Origin of the sequence: Lysinibacillus sp. A4, from assembly GCF_024919535.1 — a bacterium.
GTDB classification, from domain to species: Bacteria; Bacillota; Bacilli; order Bacillales_A; family Planococcaceae; genus Lysinibacillus; species Lysinibacillus capsici.
Map to the genome: position 1 here is coordinate 226,117 of NZ_JANWTB010000003.1, position 24,985 is coordinate 251,101.

At 39.5% G+C, this 24,985-nt stretch carries 24 protein-coding genes and 1 other annotated feature; of the genes, 4 read left to right on the plus strand and 20 right to left on the minus strand.

The genetic code is table 11. The features are described 5' to 3' along the window. Positions 1-53: 53 nt before the first annotated feature. The 6 genes from trpA to NY607_RS06455 are packed head-to-tail and all read right to left on the minus strand — an operon-like array spanning position 54 to position 5,811. Positions 54-845: a tryptophan synthase subunit alpha gene (gene trpA / locus NY607_RS06430; RefSeq protein WP_259419341.1), complete on the minus strand. Its 792-nt coding sequence runs from the start codon at positions 843-845 to the stop codon at positions 54-56. Then, on the minus strand, positions 842-2,053 hold the full coding sequence (trpB, locus tag NY607_RS06435; protein ID WP_004226717.1) for a tryptophan synthase subunit beta: 1,212 nt from the start codon (positions 2,051-2,053) through the stop codon (positions 842-844). The genes trpA and trpB overlap by 4 nt, the downstream gene beginning before the upstream one ends. Then, positions 2,053-2,667: a phosphoribosylanthranilate isomerase gene (locus tag NY607_RS06440; RefSeq protein WP_131520501.1), complete on the minus strand. Its 615-nt coding sequence runs from the start codon at positions 2,665-2,667 to the stop codon at positions 2,053-2,055. The genes trpB and NY607_RS06440 overlap by 1 nt, the downstream gene beginning before the upstream one ends. Continuing rightward, complete coding sequence (gene trpC / locus NY607_RS06445) at positions 2,664-3,455, minus strand: indole-3-glycerol phosphate synthase TrpC (RefSeq protein ID WP_259419342.1); 792 nt, start codon at positions 3,453-3,455, stop codon at positions 2,664-2,666. Before trpC ends, NY607_RS06440 begins: the two co-directional genes overlap by 4 nt. Continuing rightward, complete coding sequence (trpD, locus tag NY607_RS06450) at positions 3,455-4,483, minus strand: anthranilate phosphoribosyltransferase (RefSeq protein ID WP_259419343.1); 1,029 nt, start codon at positions 4,481-4,483, stop codon at positions 3,455-3,457. The genes trpC and trpD overlap by 1 nt, the downstream gene beginning before the upstream one ends. Next, on the minus strand, positions 4,483-5,811 hold the full coding sequence (locus NY607_RS06455; RefSeq protein ID WP_131520498.1) for a chorismate-binding protein: 1,329 nt from the start codon (positions 5,809-5,811) through the stop codon (positions 4,483-4,485). The genes trpD and NY607_RS06455 overlap by 1 nt, the downstream gene beginning before the upstream one ends. A 99-nt stretch (positions 5,812-5,910) precedes the next feature. Then, positions 5,911-6,152, minus strand: a binding site (T-box leader). Between the two features lie 320 nt (positions 6,153-6,472). On the opposite strand from NY607_RS06455, the gene NY607_RS06460 reads away from it, so the two are divergent. Then, a complete protein-coding gene (locus NY607_RS06460; RefSeq protein WP_131520497.1) occupies positions 6,473-8,161 on the plus strand; it encodes a methyl-accepting chemotaxis protein in 1,689 nt (562 codons plus the stop codon). 104 nt (positions 8,162-8,265) lie between these two features. Here NY607_RS06460 and secDF read toward each other — a convergent pair whose 3' ends face one another. Then, complete coding sequence (gene secDF / locus NY607_RS06465) at positions 8,266-10,533, minus strand: protein translocase subunit SecDF (protein WP_131520496.1); 2,268 nt, start codon at positions 10,531-10,533, stop codon at positions 8,266-8,268. Positions 10,534-10,879: 346 nt separating this feature from the next. Continuing rightward, positions 10,880-11,188 carry a post-transcriptional regulator gene (locus tag NY607_RS06470; protein WP_131520495.1) on the minus strand — a complete coding sequence of 103 codons (309 nt, stop codon included), beginning with the start codon at positions 11,186-11,188 and terminating at the stop codon, positions 10,880-10,882. Between the two features lie 93 nt (positions 11,189-11,281). Here NY607_RS06470 and NY607_RS06475 point away from each other — a divergent pair, with 93 nt between their 5' ends. Continuing rightward, positions 11,282-12,799, plus strand: coding sequence for a putative polysaccharide biosynthesis protein (locus NY607_RS06475; protein WP_048395180.1), 1,518 nt, complete (start codon positions 11,282-11,284; stop codon positions 12,797-12,799). Here the strand turns inward: NY607_RS06475 and NY607_RS06480 are convergent. Further along, positions 12,796-13,431, minus strand: coding sequence for a DUF421 domain-containing protein (locus NY607_RS06480; RefSeq protein WP_066036504.1), 636 nt, complete (start codon positions 13,429-13,431; stop codon positions 12,796-12,798). The two genes, NY607_RS06475 and NY607_RS06480, sit on opposite strands and share 4 nt — an antisense overlap. Positions 13,432-13,569: 138 nt before the next feature. Here NY607_RS06480 and NY607_RS06485 point away from each other — a divergent pair, with 138 nt between their 5' ends. After that, complete coding sequence (locus NY607_RS06485; RefSeq protein WP_131520493.1) at positions 13,570-14,421, plus strand: polysaccharide deacetylase family protein; 852 nt, start codon at positions 13,570-13,572, stop codon at positions 14,419-14,421. A 73-nt stretch (positions 14,422-14,494) separates the two neighbouring features. On the opposite strand, the gene yajC is transcribed toward NY607_RS06485, so the two are convergent. From yajC to NY607_RS24250, 7 genes are all read right to left on the minus strand, one after another. Beyond that, positions 14,495-14,761: a preprotein translocase subunit YajC gene (gene yajC, locus NY607_RS06490; RefSeq protein ID WP_004226696.1), complete on the minus strand. Its 267-nt coding sequence runs from the start codon at positions 14,759-14,761 to the stop codon at positions 14,495-14,497. A 253-nt stretch (positions 14,762-15,014) separates the two neighbouring features. Continuing rightward, complete coding sequence (gene tgt, locus NY607_RS06495) at positions 15,015-16,160, minus strand: tRNA guanosine(34) transglycosylase Tgt (RefSeq protein ID WP_016991901.1); 1,146 nt, start codon at positions 16,158-16,160, stop codon at positions 15,015-15,017. A gap of 57 nt (positions 16,161-16,217) precedes the next feature. Next, complete coding sequence (queA, locus tag NY607_RS06500; protein ID WP_131520492.1) at positions 16,218-17,258, minus strand: tRNA preQ1(34) S-adenosylmethionine ribosyltransferase-isomerase QueA; 1,041 nt, start codon at positions 17,256-17,258, stop codon at positions 16,218-16,220. A 17-nt stretch (positions 17,259-17,275) separates the two neighbouring features. Continuing rightward, a complete protein-coding gene (ruvB, locus tag NY607_RS06505) occupies positions 17,276-18,280 on the minus strand; it encodes a Holliday junction branch migration DNA helicase RuvB (protein WP_131520491.1) in 1,005 nt (334 codons plus the stop codon). Positions 18,281-18,298: 18 nt separating this feature from the next. After that, positions 18,299-18,919, minus strand: a complete 621-nt coding sequence (ruvA, locus tag NY607_RS06510) for a Holliday junction branch migration protein RuvA (protein WP_048395174.1) — start codon at positions 18,917-18,919, stop codon at positions 18,299-18,301. A 111-nt stretch (positions 18,920-19,030) separates the two neighbouring features. After that, positions 19,031-19,909, minus strand: a complete 879-nt coding sequence (locus NY607_RS06515) for a phosphotransferase (RefSeq protein WP_310794744.1) — start codon at positions 19,907-19,909, stop codon at positions 19,031-19,033. Further along, positions 19,899-20,945, minus strand: a complete 1,047-nt coding sequence (locus NY607_RS24250; protein WP_048395169.1) for a LysM peptidoglycan-binding domain-containing protein — start codon at positions 20,943-20,945, stop codon at positions 19,899-19,901. Before NY607_RS24250 ends, NY607_RS06515 begins: the two co-directional genes overlap by 11 nt. 141 nt (positions 20,946-21,086) lie before the next feature. Here NY607_RS24250 and NY607_RS06525 point away from each other — a divergent pair, with 141 nt between their 5' ends. After that, the gene (locus NY607_RS06525; protein ID WP_054550028.1) at positions 21,087-21,620 is read left to right on the plus strand and encodes a transcription repressor NadR; all 534 of its coding nucleotides are present in this window, start codon (positions 21,087-21,089) and stop codon (positions 21,618-21,620) included. Positions 21,621-21,752: 132 nt separating this feature from the next. Here NY607_RS06525 and NY607_RS06530 read toward each other — a convergent pair whose 3' ends face one another. The 4 genes from NY607_RS06530 to obgE form a co-directional block, all read right to left on the minus strand. Continuing rightward, entirely contained in the window at positions 21,753-22,145 is a 393-nt protein-coding gene (locus NY607_RS06530) for a thiol-disulfide oxidoreductase DCC family protein (protein ID WP_048395166.1), read from the minus strand. 24 nt (positions 22,146-22,169) lie between these two features. Then, positions 22,170-23,048: a prephenate dehydratase gene (gene pheA, locus NY607_RS06535; RefSeq protein WP_048395164.1), complete on the minus strand. Its 879-nt coding sequence runs from the start codon at positions 23,046-23,048 to the stop codon at positions 22,170-22,172. A 165-nt stretch (positions 23,049-23,213) separates the two neighbouring features. Further along, complete coding sequence (locus NY607_RS06540; protein ID WP_004226679.1) at positions 23,214-23,669, minus strand: ACT domain-containing protein; 456 nt, start codon at positions 23,667-23,669, stop codon at positions 23,214-23,216. A gap of 24 nt (positions 23,670-23,693) precedes the next feature. Further along, positions 23,694-24,983, minus strand: coding sequence for a GTPase ObgE (obgE, locus tag NY607_RS06545; RefSeq protein ID WP_054550027.1), 1,290 nt, complete (start codon positions 24,981-24,983; stop codon positions 23,694-23,696). Positions 24,984-24,985: the final 2 nt, after the last annotated feature.

The window sequence follows — 24,985 nt, forward strand, 5'->3', positions numbered from 1 at the left end:
TTTTCCATTTCTTTCCGCCAATTAAAGCACTTCATCAAAAAAAGCCTACTCTTCTAAAGAGTAGACTTTTCTAACATACCTTTCGAGGCGGCTACTAATGCTTCCACCATTGCCAAATCTCCTTGATGCAATGCCGTCACAATGGCACTACCGACAATTACACCATCTCCCAAAGCCCCCATCTTTTTCACTTGCTCAGGTGTTGAAATACCAAAGCCTGCAAGCACAGGGATTGGACTTGCTTGACGTAAGCTGGCAAAATGCTGTTCTAAATTATCGGCAAAACGTGATCTTGCTCCTGTGATCCCATTAACGGTCACTGCATAAACAAAGCCCTGACTAGCTGCTGCGATGCGTGCTATACGCTCTGGAGGGCTTGTCAATGAGATAAGCTGTACCACATCAATGCCATATGGATTTAATGCATCACGTAACAACTCGCTCTCTTCCAAAGGGACATCTGGTACAATTAATCCCTTAACTCCTCCAGCTACACAGGCTTGTGCAAAAGACTTTAAGCCATATGCTAATACTGGATTGAAATAAGTCATGACTACGAGAGGCACTGTTATTTCATCTTTAAATGACGCGAGTGTTTGCAACACGTTTCTTAATGTCACACCAGCTATGAGAGCACGTTCTCCTGCTCGTTCGATCGTTGGACCATCAGCAACAGGATCTGTAAAAGGAATTCCTACTTCAATAGCCGTTACCTCTAATTGCTGCAGTTTTAAGATAATTGGCTTAATGGTCTCTAGCCCTCCGTCACCTGCCATGATATATGGTATGAAAGCCTTATGACCTGCAGCATTTGCCTGTTCGATCGCTTGCTGTAAAGTTGTCATTTTACATCCCCCCCTAGTGCTGCTCGAACTGTGTGAACATCTTTATCTCCTCGACCAGATAAGCACACAACAATGATCTGATCTTTCGCCATAGTCTTTGCAAGTTTTGCCGTATAAGCAATGGCATGAGAACTTTCAAGTGCAGGTAGTATCCCTTCCGTTCGGCTTAATAATTGTAGTGCCTCCAGTGCTTCAGCATCTGTGATGGAGTCAAATTGAGCTCGACCAATATCATGTAAATAACAATGCTCTGGTCCTTTCCCTGGATAATCTAACCCAGCTGAAATAGAATGTGCTTCTTGGACAAAGCCGTTTTCATCCTGTAATAAATACATGTAGGCGCCATGTAATACACCTAATTGTCCACCTGCGATGGCCGCAGCATGCTTCCCAGTTTCAAGACCACTTCCTGCTGCTTCAACACCGTATAAGGCAACTGATTCATCATCAACGAATGGGTGAAACATACCGATTGCGTTACTGCCACCTCCAATACAGGCAACAACTGCATCAGGTAAACGCCCCTCTTTTTGCACGATTTGCCTTCTTGTTTCTACCCCAATGACACGCTGAAAGTCCCGAACAATTTTTGGGAATGGGTGAGGACCTAAGGCAGAGCCTAAAATATAGTGGGTATCCTCAACATTTGTCACCCAGTAACGTAGGGCAGCGTTCACAGCATCCTTTAATGTTTTAGAACCACTTTCCACCGATTGAACCTTTGTGCCAAGCAACTCCATACGAAAGACATTTAACTGCTGACGTTTTATATCTTCTGCTCCCATAAATACAACACATTCTAGATTTAATAATGCACATGCAGTAGCTGTTGCCACACCATGCTGCCCAGCTCCTGTTTCAGCAACGATTTTCTTTTTACCCATACGTTTGGCTAGAAGTGCTTGCCCAATCGCATTATTAATTTTATGTGCACCTGTATGGTTTAAATCTTCACGCTTTAAATAAATCTTTGCTCCATCTAGCGCCTTCGTTAAATTTTCTGCGTAATAGAGCGGTGTTTCACGGCCAACATAGTCTTCTAAATAATAGGACAGCTCCTCTGTAAATGCAGGGTCTAGTAATGCTTGCTCATAAGCAGCTTCTAATTCAAGCAAGGCTGTCATTAATGTTTCGGGCACAAACCGACCACCAAATTGTCCAAAACGCCCTTCTTTTGTCGGTACACTATTTGCTATTGATATTCCCATCATCTGCTCCCCCTCTTTACTGCCTGTAAAAAAGCTTGTATTTTGCTAGAATCCTTGCTTCCATCTGTTTCTACACCACTCGAAACATCCACCATAAAAGGCCCTACATCTGTAATAGCCGCTTCAATATTGTCTACATTGAGACCACCCGCTAATAGTAATTTTTCTTTGGGAATCCCTACTTGCTCAAGGAGTGTCCAATCAAAAGTGTGACCACTCCCGCCTTTAAACTCTGTACCAGGCGCGTCAAATAAATAATAATCTACCTGATAGCTAGCAGCCGCTTGAACATCCTCTTTTTCTCGTATCGATAATGCCTTTATAGCGGGATAACCTTGCTCCTGAATAAATGCTGGCGTTTCCTCCCCATGATATTGCACATAATCTAAGGGCACTCGCTCTACTGCTTCCTTTAATTCGGCTGACGTTGGATTCACAAAGACACCTATTTTTAAAACACCTTGTGGTACATGCTTCGCTAACTGTTGGGCTTGCTCAATGGATACACGGCGTTTACTCGGTGCAAAAACAAACCCTATAGCATCTGCACCAGCATGAACAGCTGTTTTGACATGTTCTTGCTCCTGTAGACCACAAATTTTGACCTTTGTCATACCGATGCCCCCTCTTTACTTACTTGCAAATCTCGTAGTGCTTGCCCCGCATCTCCACTCCTCATCAAAGCTTCACCTACCAGGACACCACTAGCCCCCATCGAGGCTACTAGCTTCGCATCGTCCTGCGTCCATATACCGCTCTCACTAATTAATACTCGATTCTCATCAAATGGAAACACATTAGCAATTTCTCTGGTACGCTCTAGGCTTACTTCAAAGGTACGTAAATCACGATTATTAACGCCAATTAACTTTGCATCTACCGCAAGAGCGCGTTCAAGCTCTTCACAATCGTGTACTTCCACTAAAACCTCTAGGCCTAAGCCCGTTGCATAGCGATATAAATCACGTAAGGCATCGTCTGTTAAGGCTGCCACAATTAATAAAATAATGGATGCACCTGCCGCCTTGGCAAATCGAATCTGCACTCGATCAATCATAAAATCCTTACAAAGAAGTGGGGTATCTACAGCAGCAGCAACTGCTGCTAAATCTTCAAAGGAGCCTTTAAAAAATTCCTTGTCTGTTAAGACCGAAATAGCTGCTGCTCCTGCTAGTGCATAGACTTTTGCTTGAGCAACTGGGTCTGCTCCGCCAGCTATTAACCCTTTGGAAGGGGAAGCACGCTTCATTTCCGCGATGACTTGCAGTGTATGAGCTTGACACAATGATTCAATGAACGAGCGACGTGGCGTTTCTGTAAAGTTTGCTAAAGGATCTGGCTGCTCTAATAAAGCACCTACCTCAATCTTTTTTTGCAGTAATATTTTATTGAGTATATTCATTACCCTACCTCCACTTCTTTAATTTGCATGCTATATGTTACAACCGCCTCTAATTTTTGTTGTGCTCTCCCGCTAAAAATACTTTCCTTTGCCATAGCTACACCCTCTTTGATGGTTTCCGCTTGACCATAGCCAAATAAGCCGATGCCAGCATTTAATACGACTGTATCTAAATAAGGACTCCGTTCCCCAGCCAATATTTTTTGCATAATCACCGCATTTTCATCTGCATTGCCACCACGGATGGCCTCTAAAGGGGCCATTTGAAGACCGACATCTTCTGCGGTTAGGGAAAAGGGAATTAGATCTCCTTTATCTACTAAAACCAATGTATTTTGACCTGCTAATGAAGCCTCGTCTAAGCCTTGTGGTCCTGAGACGACAATGGCCCGCTCACGTCCAAGCATTTGTAAGACTGAGGCATATTCCATAACAAAATTCGGTCGATTAATGCCTGTAAATTGTGTGGATAATGGGACCGGATTTGTTAAAGGACCAACAAGATTAAAGATTGTCGGTTTTCCTAATGAACGGCGAACTTCACCAATTCTCTTTAATTTCGGATGAACATTCGGTGCATAAATAAAAGCGATTCCCTCTCGCTCTAGCAAATGGGCTGTTTGTGGGATGGAAATAGCTGTATGAATACCTAGTGCCTCTAGCACATCTGAGCTACCAGAGGAGGAAGAGATTTTACGGTTCCCATGCTTGGCAATTTTGACACCTGCCCCAGCTAACACGAAAGCAGAAGCTGTACTGATATTAAAAGTATGAAGACCATCTCCACCTGTACCGCAATTATCCATATAGCCACCTTCTTTTACTGCTATATCAAGAGCAAAAGATCGCATAATAGTTGCTAATGCGGCTACTTCATGTGCAGTTTCTCCCTTCGTAGCTAAAGCTGTTAAAAAGCTTGCTATTTCTTCTTTAGGAGTATCATCCTGAAATAACCATTGCGCTGCCTGTAGCATTTCTTCGTACATGAGATGTGTTCCCTGCAGTACTTTCCTTTGTAATCGTTCCATTAGTTTTGCCCCCCATTGTTCACCAGTAACTGTAAAAATGCCAGTTCTTCCTCTTGCACTTGATGTAAAACGTTTTGCACATTTGTATATTTGGTAACAGTTATTGTTGCTTGCAAATGCATGGTATCCTGTTTAACAACAATAGATTGACCTGTTAAGGCAAAATCCAAATGACCATTAAATCCAATAAAGCCGAGAGCACCAAAATAACCAGCTGCATACGGAAGCTCCGTTGCTGAAAGTGGGGATATGGTTGCTGCTAAAACATCCAGGGCATGAAGCATTGGTAAAAGCTTTCCTTCCACCATAGTCGTCATGTGCAGTGCCTTTTTGGACCGCTGGATACGCATAGCCTCCATGACCTGAACAGAATCTCGGAAACAAACCGACTGTAATTCTTGCTGAATAGCCCTAACAAGAAGTGCATGTGATTGCCTAATGCTTTCATGGTTGTATAATTTACGTTCATTTTCTAGTTCTTCATTTTTTGTTTCCCCTCGCGGATATGTTCCCTCTGTAGGAGTCGCAATAACGCTTTCACCTTTTACTCGGATTAGACTTTCAGGAGAAGTACCTAACACAACATGATCCTCAAATTCAATATAATACATATAGGCTGCAGGCTTTTTTTTACGTAGCTGTCGATACAAAGCCAACGTATCACCTTGAAAATTGGCTACATTGTGGTTCGGCAAAACTACCCTTGTTATGTCATCATGTAAGTTGGCTTGCATTGTCTGTAAAACCGTTGCAAATGATTCGTTTGTTGTAGTATCAAGCGGTTGATAACGATAAGATGCTTCGTTACTGATATGCCCGTTTACTATTTGTTGAGCCAATTCTTCCAAATCAGGTTCCTGCTTTTCTGCATCTATATTTGTATGAATCAATGTCACTTCATCTGTTTGATGATCGAAGACAATAATCGTTTCATAGACATGAAAATAAGCATCAGGCAGTTCTATTTTTTTATCTACGAACATCGTTGTACCGCCAAAGCCTATATATCCAACGGCACCACCTGAAAATGGAAATTTCGTCGTATTGGAAATACGTGGCATGAGGCGTTTAAGAAGAACAAAAAGTTCCCCTTGATGCACGTATGTTTTTCCTGTTTTATAGGAAAACTCTTGGATTTCTTGGCCCACACCTTTATATGTTTTTCGTGGATTAGCACCAATGAAGGAAAATCTTCCAGCTCCTTCGTGTTGGGCAGAACTTTCCAATAAAAATTTATGTTTTCCCTGTAAACGCCTAAAAATCAAAATAGGTGTTAAAGAATCGCCATTGATCGTTTTCATTTTTGTTCTTGAACTCGTTATTTGCATAGCTTTTTTGCTCCTTTTTCAAAGATTCCTTTAGCTAATGTCTAGACGAATGCTGAATGAAAATAAAAAAGCCCTCTGCAAAAAGGATTATTCCTAATTGCAGAGGACGATTATGACCGCGTTGCCACCTCATATTAGAGCATATGCTCTCACTTTTGTGCTTTACATCATGGCTATGGTAAACCATACCTTGAAAGCACCCCTATAACGTGGGGAATCACGTTCGCTTTTTTATAAGCGACTCTCATAAGTCCATTCACATAAGCTGTAAATCAGTTTACACCAGCCACTGACTCTCTTTATTACACACTTAGGCTACTACTCTTATTCAACAATTTCTCAGCTATTCTCATCTAAACTCAGCTCATCTGTTCTGTGGCTGACCTCGCTCCCGAGATCTTCTACCTTGACCGAACAAAAAGTTAGCCTTAATTCTATGCCAATCCAATCCTATTGTCAATCAATTCTGACGAAAAAAGTTGAAATTCCTATTTTATCAGAGGAATCAAAAGTAGGTATATTATCCTTCTATAAAAACTTATTGGAGAATAAGATTTCCTACGATTGAAAATTCCTTGACTATTGACCATGTAAATATATCAAGTTATAGTAATTTCAGTACATCAATTTTTTCCATATAATAAAAGAAAGTAGGAAGTTTATGTCCGTTCGCAAAAAATTAAATATAGGATTCATTTCCTTAACATGTTTACTTTTTATCTCAAGCATCGTATCATTTATTCAATTTAAAACAACTCAGAATGATTTAGAAGAAGTATTAAAGCATCGGATGGTGCAAATCCAATTAACAGATAAAATCCAACAACAACTTGCTTCTCAAGGTTTATTTTTACGCGCCTATATTTTAAATAAGAAGGACGAAACAGCTAAGGCCAATTTAGATCGCTATGAAAAGTTGTTACCTGAAACAGTTCATGAACTTTCTACTATTGTTCGATCAGATTATACAAAAAATATTATGCAGCAAATCACGGAATTGCAAAAAGAGTTACTGTCAAATTCACAGAAAGCTTTACAAGCGTTTAATAGTGGCAACACGGATCTAGCACTCTCAATCATCAATAATGATGTTACAAAATACAATAAGGACATTTTTAAGTTAACAACTGAATTATTAGCTTATCACGATGAACAGCTTCAAAATGTTGACCAATCTGTTAATCAAACCGTTTCACGCGCTATTATCATTGCTATTAGCCTTCTCCTTGCAAGTATTATTATTGGTTTATATTTTATGCATATGGTCAAAGCCTCCATTGTCGTGCCCCTACGCAAGGTTATTGGAGCAGCAGATACATTAGCACAAGGTGATTTAACAATTGCTGAGCTTGACCATCAATCCAAAGATGAGATCGGTACACTTGCCAATGCAGTCAATACATTAAAACAAAATCTAGCTGGTTTAATGACTAACATTCAAGATCGTGCATCCCATTTATCGGCTGTTTCAGAAGAGCTTTCTGCTAGCACTGAAGAAGTAACTGCAACGTCCGATAATATTGCTCAACGAATTCAAAATAATGTAACACATATCACTTCTTCTGCTAGTGCCTCTCAGCAAAGTGCTGTGGCAATGGATGAAACTGCATCAGGTGTCCAACGCATTGCAGAGGCGACTCAAAGTCTTCATCACAATGCAGAAAATCTGACTCAGCTTGCCCATACAGGTGGTGCAACGATTGCAACAGCAAAAGAACAGATGAATATGATCGCACTAGCAACTTCTGATATTGCAACATTAACGCAAAAACTAAGTAAGCAATCAGAAGAAATTGGGCAAATTACAACAGTGATTACAGCAATTTCAGAACAAACAAATTTACTGGCACTAAATGCAGCTATTGAAGCAGCAAGAGCAGGAGAACATGGGAAAGGCTTTGCAGTCGTAGCGGATGAGGTACGAAAGCTTGCTGAGGAATCGACTCAATCTGCCAATCAAATCGTTGCTATTACAAAAGAAATTCTAACCGATACACAAAATGTAGCAGCATCAGTAGATAATGGTTTAGCTTCTGTAAAGGACGGTGTAGCCAAAATTCATGAGGCTGGAGATGCTTTCTATTCCATCACCTCTGCTGTTGCTGCATTCACAGAGCAAATTGAAGAAATTTCTGCCACATCAGAAGAAATCTCTGCTAGTGCAGAGCAGGTTGCAGCTTCTGTCACGGAAATTGCCAATGTTTCTAACGAATCAGCAACGAATTCTCATATGATTGCAGAATCTGTTGACGAGCAAGTTGCGACCATGCAGCAGGTAAATACTGTCGCAGAAGAATTAAGTGAAAATGCGCAACAGCTACAAGGCTTAATCCAGCAATTTAAATTGTAAAACTATATGAAAATTCTGCTGCTTTTTATAAAAGGCAGCAGTTTTTTTGCATGAAAAAAGCAGAGAATAGAAAACCATATGTTTTCCATTCTCTGCTCATTATATTATACAGTAGGCTCGTCTGTACCCCATTGTTTCTTCTCTTTTTTACGTAGCTTCCCATCTGATTTTTTCATTTCACGAATTTTTAATGAATACCAGATTTGAGCTGCGATACAGATTGAAGAATACATACCTGTAATCAAACCAATCAATAACGCGATAGAGAAGTTTTGAATAGATGGTGCACCAAAAATTAATAGGGCTACAACAACGATAATTACAGTTAATACTGTATTAACCGAACGACCCATTGTTTGGCGTAGCGATTTATTCACAATATTCGCCAATACTTCACGGTCATTAATGGTATCATAACGATCTAAGTTTTCCCGCATACGGTCAAAGGTAACGATCGTATCGTTGATGGAATACCCAACAATTGTTAATACAGCCGCAATAAACGTAATATCTACTTCTAAACGCATGAAGCTAAAGACGGCAACAATTAAGAATACATCATGCAATAATGAAACAATTGCACCAATACCCATGCGCCATTCAAAGCGAATTGCTACATAAATGATAATCCCTATTGCTGCAAGAGATAAAGCCTTAATCGCATTTTTTACAAGTTCCTTACCAACTGTAGGCGATACAGTACTTACAGCTGGTTCATGACCATATTTTTCGCCAGCTTCTTTTTTAAATTCTAAAATTTCTGCTTGTGTAAGGTCATCTTTATAGCGAATGACTGCTGTATTACTTTTCTCACCAGAGAGTATGATATCTTCTGATGAAAAATCAATGCTATCTAGATATTTGGACACTTCTTCTTTTGTTAATGTTTGATTCGATTCAATTTGGACACGAGTACCGCTTGAGAAATCGATACCTAGGTTAAGGCGGAAGATGCCAAGAACCACTAAACCAGCCACTAAAATGGCTAATGAGAACGTATAGAATTTCTTACGGTTGTGAACAAAGTCAAATCGATCGAATTTCGTTGATAAATCTAATGTACCAATATTTTCATCTAGACTATGCTGTTTAGATTTTGCAATACCAAACCATGCAGGACTGTTGAAATAGCCACTGTTTACAAGTAGTCCTAATAGGACACGTGAGCCCCAAACTGCTGTTAAGAAGCTCAATAAAATACTAATAATTAATGTTGTAGCAAATCCTTTAACAGAGCTTGTTCCCCATTGGAACAATACTGCTGCAGCTAATAAAGTTGTCAACTGCGCATCGACAATGGCTGATAAAGATTGTTTAGAACCAATTTGGAAGGCTTGTTTAGCGGAATAACCCACTCGTAGCTCTTCACGTATACGTTCTGCCGCTAAAATATTGGCATCTACTGCCATCCCTATACCCAGGACAATGGCCGCAATACCTGGGAGTGTTAATACCGCATTAATCCAGTCAAAGACCACTAATACTAGGAATGTAAACACAACCAGTGTAATGATGGAAATAAAGCCTGGTAAACGATAGTAGAATAGCATAAATAAGAAAATAACTACTACGCCGACAATACCAGCAAAAATAGTACTTTTCAGTGCTGCATCACCAAATTGAGCACCAACAGAAGTTGAATAAATTTCATCTAGCTTTACAGGCAATGCCCCAGCATTTAAAATATCTGCTAAATTTTTTGTTTCTTCAACAGAGAAATTACCGCTAATCATAACATCAGTTGTATTTAATGTTTGACTAACTGTTGCTGCAGATGCATAGCGAGGCTTTGCTTTTTGTGATTCCGCTTTATAGGAATCGACACCCTCTTCAAAGTCTAACCATACAACCAGTAAATTTTGACCTGCGGGTTTTGCTGCAATTTTACTTGTTATATCAGCAAATTTTTTCGCATCTTTTAAAGTTAAGGATACAATCGGACGATTTTGTTGGTCAAAGGAGCCTTTAGCACCGTTAGCTTTCAAATCGTCTCCATCTAATAATAAATTATCATCAACATCACGGAATGTTAAATTCGCAGAAGTAGACAATAACTTACGTGCCGATTCCTGATCTTCAACACCAGCTAATTGCACACGAATACGATTTTTGTCCTCAACCTGAATACTCGGTTCACTAACCCCCATCGTATTTACACGTTCACCAAGTGCAGTGGATGTTGCTGTGACAATTTCTGGTGTAATTTTTTGTCCTTCTTTTAATTCATTTACCTCGTAAAGCACTTCAAACCCGCCCTGTAAGTCAAGACCAAGCTTGATGTCCTTTAAGACGCCGGTTACAGTCGTACTAATACCTGCTGCCAATAGCACGATAATCAGTAGGAATGCAACTATACGACTTTTTAGTTTCATCAATAAATCCTCCTCGAATTGGTGTAAGGGCTGTCCTTACACGCCAAACAAGTAACTAGCAATACCTTTTGAAACGTTTAATCCTCCTTTTCATCTAGAATCGTGTTACCTGTGCTTCAAAAAGGTTGCTATACTTATTTCAATCGTTCATAACGCGCAAGTTTATCTTAGTATTATTAGGTACTAGCCTTCTAAATGTCAATAAAAGCATAGAAGACTTATGTAAGTAAGAACTTATTCAAAATAAAAAAAGCGCAACACACTTATTATGAAACAGGTTGCGCTTGGTGTCAATTCAACACGTATAGGATTCTTTGAATTATTGTAAAATTTGACACATCATTGATTACGTTCTGACTGGACCAAGCAGTAATTGTAACTCTTCTGTATTGACTTCTCCAAACCAATTATTACTTTGTAAAAACTCTACTTGATTAAATGAGACGATATCAGATGGTGATACCGAAAAAATGGTAGAAATGACTTCATGTATACGCAGTTGATCAACTTTCTTTTTACGCCATTTTTTTTCAATACAGTAGCGCCAGAGTTCTTCAGCTGTAATAGCATTATATTGATAATGCTGAAACTCTGCTATCTTACTATCAATTGCCGGACGAATCTTTTCAAATAGTTGCTCATATTGCATACTCATTTTGAATCATCTCCAATCAAAGTCGTAACGTAAGACATGCTTGCATACAAATAGTGTAAATGAATTTTTGCGGCTTGAGAAGGGACGGATGGCATGAGTTCTTTTGTACGAGGTACATTATTTTTAATGTTTGTGATTTTTTTATCTAAACTTTTTGGCTTCTTTTATAGAATGCAATTTATGCGGATTGCTGGTGAAGAGGCTGTCGGTATTTATATGACCGTCTATCCAGCGTTTATTTTCTTCATCTCACTCATTCAACTAGGACTACCTATCGCTGTGGCTAAAATAGTGGCTGAATTACTAGCAAAAAATAAACGTGAGAACATCTTTGGTGTCATGCGTACAGCCATTCTTTGGTCATTCATTGGCATGATCATTTTTATGCCACTCGTTGCACTAACAATACCATATATTTCAACAACTCTATTACATAATGAACAGACAACATTTACACTATGGATTGCACTCTTTGCTGTACCAGTATCAGTTGGATCTGGCTTATTACGTGCCTATTTACAAGGTGTTGCTAAGATAACACCGACAGCATGGGCACAAATGATCGAACAAATTGTACGTATTAGTTTCATTACATTAATGCTACCCTATGTGGCTAATTACAATAATGCTGCTGTCACGGCTGCGGCCGCAATGGGCATTACACTGCTAGCTGAAGTTGTAGCCTTCTTGTATTTATGGCTACACTATATCGTGTCCAAAAAGAAATTACTGACACGAAAAACTAAAATTGAAGGGTATCCTGCATCACCAATGTTGCGTATTGCCCTTCCCTCTGCAGGCAGTAAACTTTTTGGTTCTTTCACTTGGTTTTTAGAGCCGATTATCTTTTTAAAAGCTTTAACTGTGGCCGGTTTAACCGCTTCTGCTGCCACTATTTTATATGGTGTCATCTCAGGTGTTTTGGTGCCATTACTGTTATTTCCCGCCTTTGTATCAACAGCCTTATCGATTGTGCTCATTCCAGCTGTTAGTGATGCCGTCGCTCGTCAGCACACCCCTCTATTACAGGAACGAATATCGGTGTCCCTAAGATTGTCTTCGCTAGTGGGGTGCTTTGCTGCTACGTATTTCTTTGTGCATGGAGATGAATTAGCGATGAAGCTTTTTCATTTAGAAGAAAATCGCGGGTACGTTAAAATTTTAGCTCCTATTTTTTATTTTTATTATATTCAAAGCCCTCTACACTCCATCTTACAGGCAATTGGTGAGGCAAGAGCTGCCATGATGAACTCCATCTATGGTGGACTAGGTAAACTTTTCGTGATGTTTGTACTTGCCTCTCAACCAGGAATCCAGGAAAAAGGAGCCGTTGTAGCTATTGGCTTTGGTGTATTACTAACGTCATTCTTGCATATTGCAACAGTTAGACAACGTAAAAACCTGCGTGCTGGCTTCAGAATGTTTGTCGTGCCTTATAGTTGTTTTATTGCTGTTTGCGTCGCTCAGTATTTCCTTATTCCAATACTATCACTACCATTTATTTTAAGTAGTGGTGTGACATTATTTTTGCTATTTACCTTTTTATTATTTACCAATCAGTTGCGTATTACAGATTTCCGTTACATTAAAAAATTAGCAAAGAAAGTCTAGGATTCCTTTAATTGGATATGCAGCTTATTGTCTTCCCAAATACAAAAAAATACTGTTTCACTGTCAGTAATATTATTTTTTGCTAGCTCACCCATTAGCCAATCCACATCTTTATGCATGGTAAATAAATGTCTCTCTTGAATATCACCGTCGATAATCAATGGATACACAAAGGCTTTTTCATCTTTTTTATAGACAGAAAGATTGCCTGAAGGCTCTAAATACGCAAAGGCTACATCTGTCACAGATGCAATTCCGTTTTCTCGTAATTGCTGACATAAATCATCTAAATTATAGCGGTGTTTTCTCATCTCACTCTCTAAAATAACACCGTCTTTTACTAATAAAGCAGGATCACCATCCACTAGGTCACGTATTTTTTTGAACTTTAATGACAAAAAGGCACTTAATATTTGAATAAAGAGCAAAATAATGATCGGTAGTATGGCATTAAAGAGAGGATTTTTATAATCGTCTAGCGCAAAGGCTGCTACTTCTGCAATTAATACAAATACGACCAAATCGATGACTGATAATTCACCTACTTCTCGTTTACCCATTAAACGGAAAACGATGATGATAAACACATACAAAAAACAAGTTCTAAAAATAATATGGTAATATTCTTCCATATAAACACCCCCATACTATCAAGGTGACCTTACTTATTGTTTTTTATACAGTTTTCAAGGAATAGTCCGTACTTGTTCGTACACACTAACATAGAGCTTATATGCTTATTACAATAAACATGCAAACAAGGTGAGGACATGACAAAAAAAATAATTGTTTTCGTTTTTGTTTATATCCTTTTTCTTATTAGACCTTATCCTATTTATGGGTATCAGGAACAGGAAATACCTATTCTTATGTACCATCATTTAGAGGACAATATAAACAATACTACAGTTATTTCACCCAAAAGCTTCGAAAATCAAATGAAATTACTTAAAATGGAAGGCTATCAGGCCATTTCTGCTCAGCAATTATATGATTACTTAAACGACCAAGCGCCGTTACCTCAAAAGCCTGTGTTAATTACTTTTGACGATGGGTATTTTAGTAATTATGAAAAAGCTTACCCGATATTGAAAAAATATGATATGCATGCAGAAATCTTTGTGATTGCAAGCCGAATCCTAGAGATGAATGGGAACAATCACTATCCAAATGAAACAGCAAAGATGAGTTGGGATCAATTAAAGGAAATGAAGGATTATATTACAATCCAGAGTCATACTTGGGACTTACATTATAAATTACCTTCAAAAAACGGTAAACTAAATGGCGCAGTATTTGGTCCTAGTATTGTAAATGGGCAACTAGAGAGTCAGGTTGAATATGAGGAAAGGGTAAGAAATGATTTTATTCATTCAAGAAAAATAATCAAAGAAAAGTTAGGATATGAACCAATAGCAATAAGCTATCCTTATGGGATTTATTCACCCTCCACCATCCAATTAGCCAAGGAAGCTGGCTTTAAGATGGCCTTTGTCATACAAAATAAACATGTGAAAAAAGGCGATTCCCTATTTACGTTAAGCAGAATAACGATTAATGGCAATGATATTGGTGAGGCATTTATTCATAAATTAAAAACTACAACGGCAAAAAACATTTAAACATATCCATCCAATATTAGATAAAAAAGACTTACAATATAGCTATCGCCTATTGTAAGCCTTTTCTTCTTTGTTACTGATTGTCATTGACAATTCGTCCAATTGCTTGACGGTCAAATTTCACTCGTACATTATCAGCAATTTTTAATGTTACTGCTGTGTCTTCAATTGCATCAATAACACCGTGTAAACCACCAATTGTAATGACTTTATCTCCACGTTGCAAACTACTTTGCATATTTTGTGTTTCCTGCTGTCTTTTTTTAGCTGGACGGATTAAGATAAACCACATTGCAACGAACATTAATAATATTGGTGCTAATCCTAATAATTGATCCATAATAGCATCTTGCCCCCTTTCCAAATCTCACTTTTTTAGTATAGACTATTCCACCATTAAAAAGCGATGGACAAGCCCAAAAATTTTCTCAATTACTAATATTTTTTCTATGATTGACAATATTTTGCTAGAAATATTCACTTTTTACAAAGTTTTGAATGATTTGCAAAACTATTGCTATTGATGATGGACATTAGGGGATGCCTAATGTCCTTTTTTAATTTAGCGCATGTAATGATCCTATTCGTCTAGTTTAAAAGTTTTTTGCATCTGGCCCATTAAAGCCGTATTTTTCAAAGAACTCTTCACGGAAATCACCAAGACGATCTTGACGAATTGCCTCACGTACTTGCTCCATCAATTTTAATAGGAAGTGTAAATTATGATAGGATGTTAAACGAATACCGAACGTTTCTTCCGTGCGAATAAGGTGACGAACATAGGCACGAGAATAATTTTTACATGTATAACAGTCACAGTTCGGATCAATCGGCCCAAAGTCACGTGCATATTTTGCATTTTTCACTACTAGACGTCCTTCTGATGTCATCAGTGTTCCATTACGTGCAATACGTGTTGGCAGTACACAGTCAAACATATCAATACCACGAATTGCCCCATCAATTAAAGAATCGGGTGAACCAACACCCATTAAATAACGAGGTTTATTTTCAGGCATCATTGGCGTAGTAAATTCTAAAACGCGGTTCATCACATCTTTCGGTTCTCCAACGGATAATCCACCAATTGCATAGCCTGGGAAATCTAGTTCTACTAACGCTTCTGCTGAGCGGCGGCGTAAATCTTCGTACTCTCCACCTTGAATAATGCCAAATAAACCTTGCTCCTCTGGACGCTGATGTGCTTCCTTACAGCGTTTTGCCCAACGAGTTGTTCGATCAACTGATTTCAGCATATAGTCATGTGTCGCAGGATACGGTGGACATTCATCAAAGGCCATCATAATATCTGAGCCTAAATCATTTTGAATTTCCATTGCCTTTTCTGGGCTCAAAAATAACTTATCTCCATTGAGGTGATTACGGAAATGAACTCCTTCCTCCTCAATTTTCCGGAATTGACTAAGTGAAAATACTTGGAAACCACCTGAATCCGTTAAAATTGGACGATCCCAGTTCATAAATTTATGAAGTCCGCCTGCTTCTTTGACAATATCATTACCTGGACGAAGCCATAAATGGTACGTATTGGACAGAATAATACCGGCATTCATCTCTTTTAATTCTTCTGGTGACATGGTCTTCACCGTTGCTTGTGTGCCAACAGGCATAAATGCTGGTGTTTCAAAGGAGCCGTGTGGTGTATGGACGATGCCAAGACGTGCTCCTGTTTGTTTACATGTATGAAGTAGTTCATATCGAATTGCTGGTTGTGTCATAAAATAAATAATCCTTTCTTATCTGAAGTAAAAACAGTACTCCGATTTTATCCACTATTATTTTTTGGGACGTATAAACATTGCATCACCAAAACTAAAGAAGCGATATCTTTCTTCTACAGCTTGCTGATAAGCACTTAAAATGGTCTCACGAGTAGCTAGCGTACTAACAAGCATGACTAGTGTTGATTTTGGTAAATGGAAGTTTGTGATTAACCCATCCACCACCGTAAAATTGTAGCCTGGATAGATGAAAATAGACGTCCAACCTTGTTCTGCTCGCACTTCTCCCTCATATTTAGAACCAATTGTCTCTAATGTACGAGTAGAGGTTGTCCCAACAGCTACTACCTTGCCACCGTTACGCTTTACGCGATTAATTGTATCTGCTGCTTGTTCTGTAACACTATAGAATTCCGCATGCATTTCATGGTTCTCAATCGAGTCTACACTAACGGGACGGAAAGTGCCAAGACCGACATGCAGCGTAATAAAGACAACCTCTACGCCTTTAGCCTTCACTTGAGCTAATAGCGCCTCTGTAAAATGCAGCCCAGCTGTAGGCGCTGCGGCAGAACCACGCTCTTTGGCATAAACGGTTTGATAACGATCCTTATCCTCTAGTTTTTCACGAATATAGGGAGGTAATGGCATTTCACCAAGTTGCTCTAATATTTCATAAAAAATACCATCATACTGAAATTCAAATGTACGTCCGCCATGTTCAAGCTCACCTGTACATGTAGCTGTTAATAAACCGTCACCAAATGTGATGACTGTTCCTACCTTTACACGCTTTGCTGGTTTTACAAGTGTTTCCCACTCATCTGTACCAGCCATTTGCTTCAGTAGCAATACTTCTATATGTGCACCTGTTTCTTCTTTTACACCCATTAAACGAGCAGGTAAAACTCTTGTATCATTTAGTACAAGACAGTCTCCAGCATGTAGCTCGTCTAATACATGGGCAAAATGGTGGTGCTCCACTTTATTTGAGCCCGGTGTCACGACCATTAATCGACTGGCTGTACGATCCACTAATGGTGTTTGGGCAATAAGTTCCTCTGGTAATTCAAAATCAAAATCTTCTACACGCATGAAAATAACTTCCTTCTTTATGTTTGTTGGGGATACTCATATCCAAAATGTTCGTAGGCTAAATGTGTGGCTACTCTTCCTCTCGGGGTACGTTGAATAAGGCCAATTTGCATCAAATAAGGCTCGTATACATCTTCTATCGTAACCCGTTCCTCACCAATTGATGCAGCAAGAGTATCTAAGCCTACTGGTCCTCCTCGGAATCGCTCAATCATATTGGTTACAAGTTTATGGTCAATATGATCAAGCCCTCTAGGATCTACTTGTAACAGCTCTAATGCTCGCTGTGCAAGACCCTCCGTTATCATACCATCTCCAAGCACTTGTGCATAATCTCGCACTCGTTTCAATAAACGATTGGCAATTCGAGGTGTTCCACGTGAGCGTCTCGCCATTTCCATTGCTGCTACTTGCTCTATTTCTACCTCAAATAAATGTGCACTTCTCACAACAATTTCTGCAAGCGATCGGTCATCATAATATTCTAGGCGCAGCAACACACCAAAGCGATCTCTTAGAGGAGCTGATAAAGCACCCGCTCTTGTTGTTGCACCTACAAGGGTAAAGGGAGGTAAATCAAGTCGTACAGAACGTGCTTCAGGACCTTTTCCTACCACAATATCTAAGCAGAAGTCTTCCATTGCTGGATATAATACTTCTTCAATAGCACGGGGCAGTCGATGAATTTCATCAATAAATAAAACGTCCCCAGGCTCTAGTGAACTTAAAATAGCTGCCAAATCTCCTGGACGCTCAATCGCAGGGCCACTTGTCATGCGTACGTTAACATTCATCTCATTTGCGATAACAGCCGCTAAGGTCGTTTTACCAAGTCCTGGAGGTCCATATAACAACACATGATCTAAACTTTCTTGGCGAAGCTTTGCCGCTTCAATGAATATTTGTAAGTTTTCCTTTACTTTATGTTGCCCAATATACTGTGCTAATTTTTGAGGACGTAAAGATAACTCAAACTGCTCATCATAGCTCCCTGCTTCACTTGCCATCATACGTTCAGACATGCACCTTTCCTCCTTTCCTTATTTTAATTTTAGCAGTAGTTGCAATGCTTGTTTCATAAAGGCATCTGTCGTTTCAAGTTTATCGTTATCCTCTAGCTGTGGTTTAATTTTTTCTAGCTCTTTTTCAGAATAGCCAAGAGCCATTAAGGCAAGTAAGGCTTCTTCTAATTCGTGTTTATAGGCATGTACACCAAACAAAGGTAATTCATCTTCTGCACTAGGTAATTCAAGTGTATCTAATAATGAACCAAGTTTGCCCTTCAAGTCGAGGATCATTTGACGTGCTGTTTTTTTACCAACTCCAGGGAACTTCACTAAAAACGCTTCGTCCTCCCGCTCAATTGCGCTAATAACCTGTTGTGGATTACCTGTAGCTAAAATCGCTAAAGCGCCCTTTGGTCCTATTCCTGACACTAAAATAAGCTTACGGAATAACTCACGCTGATCTAGGTTAGGGAAGCCATATAAAACTTGCGCATCCTCTCGTACATGCAAATGAACATATATCTGTTGCTCAAGGGCAGATGTTCGAAAAGCAAATGGATTAGGCGTATTAAGTTGCCACCCAATCCCCTGTTGTTCCAGCACAATAAATTCAGGTGTAATACGAGTAATTTGTCCTTTTAAATAATCATACATCTATAATCCCTCACAATCATCGTCTTCGATTATAGCATATAGCGAACGAATGCTCGACAAAAAGTAGCCTCTAAACTCCGTTCGCAGACAAAAATGACCGCCAATTGACGGTCATTTCTTGACAAATCTATCAATATCGTACCACAGTTTTGGCCAATAGGTGAGGGCTCGTTTTGTAAATGGTACTAAATAATCTAAAAATACTAGCTGTTGCTCTAGTGGTAAATCTATAGCAAACAGCCATTCTCGTAATAACTCATTCGGGTATTTCAAGCGATGAAGCTTTCTTTTATCCAGTCGTTTCAGCTCAGGTAACTCTGCAAAAATCTTTCCAAGATCATAATCTACAGCAGGTAACACACGATGTAACCATAAAATATACTCATCATCCGCTTCACCAAGGTGTGCTAAATCAAAATCAATTAAACGTAATTGTCCATCGGAGCACCATAAAAAATTATGATGAACTACATCCCCATGCAATAGCGTAATCTCTTTTTCAGGTGCATCTTCCAATGCAATCAATTGTAATGACTTATCACTATAATGCAATATTTGATCAATTTCTTCTTTCGTTAAAAATGTTCGAAACTCATTTCTTCTACTTTTAAAACGCATATGACGCATTTGCCATTTTAAAAGCTGTGAGTAGGTATGCAAGCCTGGCACGCGCTGCCAAGCAATCTTTTTATGTGTGTCATGTAAAGCGATTAATAGTCTAAGAGATTCATTACGATCTTTTTTATGCGCAAAGTTAGCCCCGTGGCTTCCTTCTTGCCACATTTGCACAATTAACTGCTCATCATCGCTCTGAACTAATGGTAGGATCAAAGAAGGTTCCATACGTCCTAATTGGCGATGAATGGTTCTTACCTTCTCCGCAATTTCCACTTGCTTTGCACGTTTGACAAAATAATTTTTCGATCGATATTTATATTTCCAAATATTTGGCTTTACTTCTTCTACAATATACGCTTTTTCACCATCGATAAGGCGTCATCCCGCCTGGGAAATAATGCGGAGACATCCAAGGACCTGCTGCTGATGGGCATGGTGGTGGACAATGTGTCGGACATGGTGGTGGCGGGCAATGACAAGGGTCCATTTGCCAATTTGGCATCATCATTGGTTGTGTGCCACAGCCACAAGATTGACCCATGTTCATATCAGGCATCATCATTGGTTGTGTGCCACAACCACAGGATTGCCCCATATTCATATCGGGCATCATATCCATTTGTGGCTTTTGGTGATCTTGCGTATGGAAGAATGGTGATGTGGACTCTAAAAAGTCTTCCATTCCACCTACTTTATGATCTGGCATGTCATAGGACATTGGCTGCTGTGGCATCGTATAATGCTCGACCTGCGGCTGCATTGGCATCGGCCACCACATCTGATGATAGATTGGCTGATGGCAACTTGAACAATGTGGTACGGCAGGCATTTGTGGCATGATATGCATTGGTGGATGTGGTGCTGGTTGTGGCATTGGCATTGGCTTTGGTTTAGCTACAGGCGGTGGTGGCGGTGTAGGTGCTGGCGGTGGTGGTGGCTGTATTTGTACAGGTGGTGTTGTAACATTTTGCTCCATTTGTGGCATCACCAATTGCTGGTGCCAATTCATTTCCACAGGCTGCGGTACCCACATCGGCTGTTGTGGCATCTGCATTGGCATTGGCATCGGTATTGGTATCGGTATCATTTGTGGTTCTGGCATTGGCATAGGAGCTGGTGGTGGCGGTACAATTGGCGGTGGTGGTGGCATTGGTCGCTGTACCTCTTTTTTAGGACTTTCCTTTGGTGTCTCCTTATGCACTTGTGTTTCCTTTTTCGGCATTTCTTTATGTGAATCTCTATGCGGCTCTTTGTTTATTTTTTCAGGCAATATAATTTCCATGCCTGGAACAATATAATCTGGGTTGGCAAGATGGACATTGAGCCGCTTCAAATCTTCAAACGAAATGCCGTACTCTTTCGCAATCTTCCACAATGTATCTCCCTTTTGAACAATATGAATACGCAATTTTTTCCTCCCTTCCTCTCTACGTATCATATGTTCAATGTTTCATTTGGATACAAAAATTTCAGCAAGTTAGAAAAGCTTCATGGTACACTAATTCATAAGGAACGCTGATTCCTTTATTACGAGCAGGGGTGATCTCTTATGAAAAAAATGTTAGGCGAAGAACGCCGACTGCAACTATTAGCGCAATTAAAAAAAAATAAAGCACCTATAACTGGGACAGACTTAGCAAAGTTCGCCAATGTTTCTAGACAAGTAATCGTCAATGATATGACTTTATTAAAGGCAAGAAATGAGCCCATTATTGCCACAAGCCAAGGTTATCTTTATATGCATCAAGAACAAATACAGCAAACCGTTGAACGAACATTCCCTTGCTTGCATACATCAGAGCAGACGGAAGATGAATTAATGACGATTGTAGACTGTGGCGGAACCGTCAAAAATGTCATTGTCGAACATCCAATATATGGTGAACTGACAGCCTCTATCATGGTATCCAACCGCCATGAGGTGAAACAATTTATCGAACGTGTGAATGCCACACAGGCCAACTATTTATCTGCTCTCACTGGCGGCATCCATCTACATGTCATCACAGCACCCTCTGTTGAAGTTTTAACATTAATTGAGCGAGCTTTACAAAAAAAGGGCTACTTAGTGTCAGATCAATGAATAGTAAAAGCACCGTCTGAAAAATTGATTTCAAACGGTGCTTTCTGTTTTTTAATGCTGGTATTGTCTCGTTAAGCGCGGGCTTCTGTCCGCAGCTATTGTATTGTTCCCTTAAAGGCGAGTATTTCCCTATCAGGAAAGAAATCTTTGACGTTGAGCAGGCGTAGGCAATAAGCATTCACTTTTTTTTCCAAACAAACGATAGCGTTGCTTTGCAAATAATCGATATAATGCATTGCGAATAAATGGTGGTACAAGAATGAAGGCGTAGAAACAAGGCCACAATCCATCAAATTTACGGCAAATGTTTAACGCAGCGGTAGATTCAACAGACACTTTCCCTTGTTCAATAAGAATTACACTATCTATATTCTTTGGTATATGATATTGAGTGAGAAGCGATTGACCAGCCTCGCTTTGCAGCGATGCAAATTGAAAATAGCCAGCTTGATCATGTTTGATGATAAATTGAACAGTGCTATCACAAAAATTACAGACACCATCGAATAAAATAATCCCACCCATCTTCTTTCCTCCTCCTTCACATTACTATGCTTCGTCTGATGTTACATAAGTAAAATAGGTACCCAGTGACTTTACTTTGCAGCCTAGCGCAGCTAATTCTTCCATTGCCCCACGCATCATCGGTTCCTTTTCATCTGCTAATACATCAATCATAAAGAAATAATCACCTAATCCAGTTTTTAATGGACGTGATTCGATTTTACTTAAATTTAGCTGACGCCATGCAAAAACAGAAAGCACCTGATGTAATGCACCTGAACGATCTGTTGGTAAGGTAATCATAAATGTTGTTTTCGCTTGCCCATCTGATAGCTCTTGTGGCAATCGTTTATTTTGCTTAGACAGTACAAAGAATCGTGTATGATTAAAATGAAAATCATGGATATTCTGCTCCACTATTTCAAGACCATATTTTTCAGCTGCGGCTGCATTGCCGACTGCCGCTATACACTCTTGTGGATTCTCTGATACATATTTTGCTGCTGCTGCAGTTGAAGTTGTTTGATGTAATGGTACATGACTAAAACGATAAAATAAATATTTATGACATTGAGCTAGTGCATGCGGATGAGAATAAACACCTTCGATTGACTGCCAATCATCCTTCTGCGCTTTATTGACCATTAAATGCTGCTGAATTTTCAGCAATAACTCACCAGTTACATAAAGTGTTGCCTCATGGAATAAGTAATCTAATGTTAATGATACAGAGCCCTCTAGAGCATTTTCTAGCGGCACGACAGCTAAATCTACCTTTCCCTCTGCAACAGCCTCTATACATTCTGGAATCGTGGCACACGGTACGAGCCACTCATTTGGAAAAGTAGCCTTTGTTGCTAAGTATGTAAATGATGCTTCTGGTCCTAGATAGGCGATTCGATTTTCCCATTGTTGCTTTGTCATTGCAAATACCTCCTTTATGGCACAATAAGGAACAGTCCCTCGTGATGAAAAACGCTTGGGACAGCTCCTTATTTGAGCTTTGTTATCGTATCTTTACCCATTGGGGTTATTCAACACGATGTTTGTCATTTTGTCAAAAATTAAAGGATTGAACACTCTCTGTGATTATAATGCTCCAGAACTAATCACTTCCGCTGATTCCACAAAATCTAAGCGTTTTAATTGCTGGATAAGATCATCAAGATCACAAGTCATGCTTGTTACATCTAATGACAATGTAACATTCGCACGTCCCTGAATAGGGATTGTTTGATGAATCGTTAAGACATTACAATGTGTAATTGTCACAGTTTCTAAAAGCTTGGCAAGTGTTCCTTTTCTATCTTGAAGCTGTAAAAAGACTGTTAAAATGCGTTCCTGCACAATTGAATGAAAAGGAAAAACCGCATCACGATATTTGTAAAACGCACTTCGCGATAAATCCACCTGCTTTACCGCATCCCAAATGGAAGATACTGAACCACTTGATAGTAAGTGTTTCGCCTCCAAAGTTTTTTGCATTGCATCCGTTAAAACATCCTCACGAACTAAATAATATCGCTGATTCGCAACATTCTTCATACGCTTCCCCCTAAAACTCATGTCTTAATCGACAAATTCAAATTCAAACTCTTGTAGGCGTACTGTATCGCCATCTTGTGCTCCACGCTCACGCAGAGCCTCGTCCACACCCATTGCACGCAATTGACGAGCAAAACGACGTATACCATCCTCACGGCTAAAGTCTGTCATTTTAAATAAACGCTCAATTGCATAACCACTAATAATAAATGTACCATCATCATCACGTGTGATTTCGAAATCTTCACCTTTTGCCTCATGCTTGTACATTACGGTTGCGTCTGATTGCTCCTCTAGATCATCATATAGTGGGAATTCAGGCGTTACTTCTAATAGATCGGCAATGGCAAAAAGTAGCTCTTTTAAACCTTGACGTGAAACAGCAGAAATTGGGAAAATTTGAACGTCTTCTCCAACCTTCTGACGGAATGCTTGTAAATTCTCTTCTGCATCTGGCATATCCATTTTATTGGCTACGATAATTTGTGGACGCTCTGTTAAACGAAGATTATATTGTTTTAGCTCTTCATTAATTGTCAAATAATCTTCATATGGATCGCGGCCTTCCATCCCTGACATATCAATGACATGAACGATAACGCGTGTACGTTCGATATGTCGTAAAAATTGATGACCTAATCCAACGCCTTGATGTGCTCCTTCAATAAGCCCTGGTAAATCAGCCATCGCAAAGCTTCGATGGTCATCCGTTTCAATCATGCCTAAATTCGGTACAATTGTTGTGAAATGATAAGCACCAATTTTTGGCTTAGCCGCGGAAACAACAGATAAAAGTGTTGATTTACCAACACTTGGGAAACCAACTAACCCTACATCTGCTAAAACTTTTAACTCTAATATAACATTTAATTCTTGTCCTGGCTCACCTTTTTCAGAAAGTTCTGGCGCCGGGTTGGCAGGTGTAGCAAAGCGAGAATTACCTCGTCCACCTCTGCCTGCTTTCGCAATAACTGCTCTTTGCCCATGCTCGACTAAGTCAGCAATAACGGCATTTGTTTCTTCATTCATAACCACTGTGCCTGGTGGTACTTTAACAATTAAATCCTCCGCATTTTTACCATGCATGCCTTTACTCATCCCATGCTCGCCGCGAGGTGCTTTAAAATGGCGTTTATAGCGGAAATCCATTAATGTTCGTAAGCCCTCTTCTACTTCAAATACAACGTTACCACCGTGTCCACCATCTCCACCAGCTGGACCACCATTTGGTACATATTTTTCACGGCGAAAGGCTACCATACCATCTCCGCCATCGCCACCTTTAACATAAATCTTTACGTGATCGACAAACATTT

Excerpts from the sequence above, each read along its gene's own strand:
- trpB (WP_004226717.1), bottom strand. The coding sequence starts at position 2,053 with ATGGGAATATCAATAGCAAATAGTGTACCGACAAAAGAAGGGCGTTTT.
- trpA (WP_259419341.1), bottom strand. The coding sequence starts at position 845 with ATGACAACTTTACAGCAAGCGATCGAACAGGCAAATGCTGCAGGTCAT.
- queA (WP_131520492.1), bottom strand. The coding sequence starts at position 17,258 with ATGCGTGTAGAAGATTTTGATTTTGAATTACCAGAGGAACTTATTGCC.
- NY607_RS06460 (WP_131520497.1), top strand. The coding sequence starts at position 6,473 with ATGTCCGTTCGCAAAAAATTAAATATAGGATTCATTTCCTTAACATGT.
- NY607_RS06485 (WP_131520493.1), top strand. The coding sequence starts at position 13,570 with ATGACAAAAAAAATAATTGTTTTCGTTTTTGTTTATATCCTTTTTCTT.
- NY607_RS06470 (WP_131520495.1), bottom strand. The coding sequence starts at position 11,188 with ATGAGTATGCAATATGAGCAACTATTTGAAAAGATTCGTCCGGCAATT.
- NY607_RS06540 (WP_004226679.1), bottom strand. The coding sequence starts at position 23,669 with ATGAAGAATGTTGCGAATCAGCGATATTATTTAGTTCGTGAGGATGTT.
- NY607_RS06525 (WP_054550028.1), top strand. The coding sequence starts at position 21,087 with ATGAAAAAAATGTTAGGCGAAGAACGCCGACTGCAACTATTAGCGCAA.
- ruvA (WP_048395174.1), bottom strand. The coding sequence starts at position 18,919 with ATGTATGATTATTTAAAAGGACAAATTACTCGTATTACACCTGAATTT.
- tgt (WP_016991901.1), bottom strand. The coding sequence starts at position 16,160 with ATGACACAACCAGCAATTCGATATGAACTACTTCATACATGTAAACAA.
- pheA (WP_048395164.1), bottom strand. The coding sequence starts at position 23,048 with ATGACAAAGCAACAATGGGAAAATCGAATCGCCTATCTAGGACCAGAA.
- obgE (WP_054550027.1), bottom strand. The coding sequence starts at position 24,983 with ATGTTTGTCGATCACGTAAAGATTTATGTTAAAGGTGGCGATGGCGGA.
- trpC (WP_259419342.1), bottom strand. The coding sequence starts at position 3,455 with ATGAATATACTCAATAAAATATTACTGCAAAAAAAGATTGAGGTAGGT.
- secDF (WP_131520496.1), bottom strand. The coding sequence starts at position 10,533 with ATGAAACTAAAAAGTCGTATAGTTGCATTCCTACTGATTATCGTGCTA.
- NY607_RS06440 (WP_131520501.1), bottom strand. The coding sequence starts at position 2,667 with ATGACAAAGGTCAAAATTTGTGGTCTACAGGAGCAAGAACATGTCAAA.
- NY607_RS06480 (WP_066036504.1), bottom strand. The coding sequence starts at position 13,431 with ATGGAAGAATATTACCATATTATTTTTAGAACTTGTTTTTTGTATGTG.
- yajC (WP_004226696.1), bottom strand. The coding sequence starts at position 14,761 with ATGGATCAATTATTAGGATTAGCACCAATATTATTAATGTTCGTTGCA.
- trpD (WP_259419343.1), bottom strand. The coding sequence starts at position 4,483 with ATGGAACGATTACAAAGGAAAGTACTGCAGGGAACACATCTCATGTAC.
- NY607_RS06455 (WP_131520498.1), bottom strand. The coding sequence starts at position 5,811 with ATGCAAATAACGAGTTCAAGAACAAAAATGAAAACGATCAATGGCGAT.
- ruvB (WP_131520491.1), bottom strand. The coding sequence starts at position 18,280 with ATGTCTGAACGTATGATGGCAAGTGAAGCAGGGAGCTATGATGAGCAG.
- NY607_RS06475 (WP_048395180.1), top strand. The coding sequence starts at position 11,282 with ATGAGTTCTTTTGTACGAGGTACATTATTTTTAATGTTTGTGATTTTT.
- NY607_RS06530 (WP_048395166.1), bottom strand. The coding sequence starts at position 22,145 with ATGGGTGGGATTATTTTATTCGATGGTGTCTGTAATTTTTGTGATAGC.